The organism is Mesorhizobium sp. M8A.F.Ca.ET.021.01.1.1, from assembly GCF_003998025.1.
Classification (GTDB): domain Bacteria; phylum Pseudomonadota; class Alphaproteobacteria; order Rhizobiales; family Rhizobiaceae; genus Mesorhizobium.
In genome coordinates this window covers 1-2,968 of the sequence record NZ_RZSJ01000692.1, presented here as the reverse complement: position 1 = coordinate 2,968, position 2,968 = coordinate 1, and the positions used below count along the sequence as shown (strand labels likewise).

General features: G+C 62.3%; 2 protein-coding genes. Both read right to left on the bottom strand.

The features are described 5' to 3' along the window. The coding region (locus EOA36_RS32305) for a hypothetical protein (RefSeq protein WP_127280882.1) at positions 1 to 1,925 on the bottom strand (1,925 nt) is incomplete at its 3' end. 50 nt (positions 1,926 to 1,975) lie between these two features. After that, entirely contained in the window at positions 1,976 to 2,845 is an 870-nt protein-coding gene (locus EOA36_RS32300) for a protein-L-isoaspartate O-methyltransferase (protein WP_127280881.1), read from the bottom strand. Positions 2,846 to 2,968 lie beyond the last annotated feature (123 nt).

The following is a 2,968-nucleotide window of genomic DNA, read 5'->3' as shown; positions in this document are numbered from 1 at the left end:
ACCTTCACATAGGCCGCAAAATAAGGTTGATCGTTGCTCAGCGCACGCGCGTCGAAGACATAGTCGCTCGCGAGCTTTTCCCAGCCGCCGGTCAGAAGTGCGTGCCAGGTCATGCGCTGCAGTTCCGTCGCCGGCAACACCTGCGGACCGGCATCGGCATCCGCGCAGGCATCGAGCGTCGGATCGGCGGGTGCGGTCGGATCGCAGTCAGGATTTGCAGGCGTGGTCGGGTCGGCGGGTTGGGTGAGCGTCGCGTCCTGTCCGCTGCCGAAGATCGACGCGCGGTAATCATCGAGTACCTTCTGCGCCCCCGAGCCGTCATAAACCATTCCTGGATAATAGACTTCCTCCCAGGACATCGATTTGGTGTAGTCGCGCAGCGTCTTGATTTCGGTTTCCGTGAAGCCGCCACGCTTGAACAGCACCGTCGTGGTGGAGAGATAGCTCGACACGGCGAAGACATCGTTGGCGGCACCTTGGCGGTCGAAAATCTCCGCCGCTTCGGCGACGGTAGAATAAAGCTTGAGCACCGATTTTGGCGGCTCTTCCTTGTTCCACAAGGTGATCGACAGCACGCCGCCATCGGCAAGCGCGTGCATGTAGCTCAGCATCGCCTCACGCGTGTAGGCGTATTTCTCCGAAATGGCGAAGCCGCCGGGATTGGACAGGCCGACGCTGTCGGCCAGGCTGAGGTCGATGACATCGTAGCGCTCGACCGTATTGGCGAGGAACAGGCGCCCGTCATAGTCGATCACCTTGAGCCGCGGTTCCGCCAGTATATTGCCGGTGACATCCCTGAGGATCGGATCGCGGAAGGCCCGCAACGTCATCGGGTTGCTCTCGGCGACGGTCACCGAGGTCGAACCGGCATTGAGCGCGGCCTGTGTGGAAATGCCGCCGCCGAACTGCACAACGAATGTCTTGGGTTTCTCCTTGATGACATAGGGATAGTGCATCGGCAGATAGCGGAAATAGACTTGCTCGGCCGGCGCCAGGTTGCGCATGATGCCTTCCGGCCCGTCGCCGTCGCGATACATGCCGACATAGGTGTTGGCCGGAACCTCGGGCATGCCGAAGGCGGCGTTGTCGCTCAGGCCCGGCGCGAAATGCATGTAGGAGCTGGCATAGACCTGCAAATCGCCGAACGGCGAGACGCTGCGGTAGATGCGCTTGCCGTCCGGGAAGTTGCGGGCATAGGCGACACCCTTGTATTGCGAGACGGTGATGTCGGGTATGCCTGTAAGCCCGGGCAGCATGAGGTAGCCTGATATCGACAGCGCCGCGACCACCAGGCCCGCGACAACGCTCTTCCAGGCGCCGAACGCGGCGAACCACAGCAGCGAACCGGCGGCCCACAAAAGCAGCGGCACGACGATGATGGTTTCAGGCGCGAACAGATACAGCGACACCAGCACGACGAGGCCGGCAAGCCCCGAGCCGGTCAGGTCGGCGAAATAGACGCGGCCGAAGGCGGTGCGGCTTTTCAGGAAGACGATGCCGAGGAAGAAGGCGCCGGCCAGGAACGGCAGGAGGTAGAGCAGGAAATTGGCGAGCAGCCGCCATTTCTGCTGGGGATCGGACACCAGGAAGATGGCATTGAACGGCACCGTCTGGGCGATGAGGTTGGAGCCGACGGCGAGCGGGCCGATCAGCAACAGGGCCACCGTTGCGGCGCCTTGCCAGTGGCGATCGAACCAACCCTTGCCGGCGAAGATGACGACACTGGACAAGGAGAAACCAAGCATGGCGAGGCTGACCACCAGCGAGCCGAAATGCGACCAGCTGCCCACGGCAAACACCCGCATGACGGCGATCTGCAGGGCGATGATGGCGCCGGCGATCAGCCCGACCGCGAGGTAATGCGCAAGCCGTGGCGCCTCCAGCGAGGCGATGCCTGGTCGAGAGATCGATGCGACGGCTGCCATTCAGGCCCCTCGATGCGAATTCAGCAAGGCCGGTGCCGCCGCGCGGCGACTCAGCCGTTATGCGTGCCGACGATCTGGTCGCCTTCCAGCTTGGTGAAGGGCACGAAAGGCACCACCTTGCCGTTATAGATGTCCGAGCGGACGATGTTGAACGTGCCGTCGGCAAGCTGCTGCTTGATCACCTTGAGCACATGCTGGGCGCCCGGCGGACCGACGGGAATGACCATGACGCCATTGGGCTTGAGCTGCTGCAGCAGCGATGGCGGAATATGGTCGATGCCGCAGGTGACGATGATCTTGTCGAAAGGACCGACGCTCTCCCAGCCATAATAGCCGTCGGCATTGCGGCTGGTGACCGCGCCGAATTCGCTGTAGCCGCGCTCGATCAGCCCGTCATAGATACGGCGGGTGCGCTGCGCCAGCGGACTGATGATCTCGATCGTGTGCACCTTGTCGGTGAGGTTGGCCAGATAGGCCGACTGGTAGCCCGAGCCGGTGCCGATCTCGAGCACGGCTTCGCCGAACTGCACGTCGATGGACGTCGTCATGCGCCCGACCAGGTGCGGGCCTGAAATCGTCACGCCATAGCCGATATCGAGGAAGGCGTGATCATAGGCGCGGCCGAGGTTCTGCGGCAGCACGAACTCCTCGCGCGGCGTCAGCAGGAAGGCGCGCTTGTTGCGATCGTCCAGCACGTCCTTGTTGTAGACCATGATCTGGAAGCGATCGAATCGCTCAGCCAGCAACTTCGGATCCTCGCCGCGATTGGCCACCATCCAGTCGATGAAGGACTTCTTATCCTTGAACGGCACCTCCGCATTGCGGTCATAGGGAACCGGCACGGCAGCCTTGACGGCGGCCGGAAGAATGGAAAACGCCGCGGCTCCCGCCGACAGCGCCAAGAAGTCCCGACGCTTCATGGAAAAGCCTCCAAAGGTGACCTTTGCCACCTTGAAACCAAGCACTTGACCGGATTGCACCGCCTCCCAAAACGAGTCAATCGGCCGCCGGAAGTCGATCCGCCAGGCCGAAAAATTGTGGCA

Excerpts from the sequence above, each read along its gene's own strand:
- EOA36_RS32300 (WP_127280881.1), bottom strand. The coding sequence starts at position 2,845 with ATGAAGCGTCGGGACTTCTTGGCGCTGTCGGCGGGAGCCGCGGCGTTT.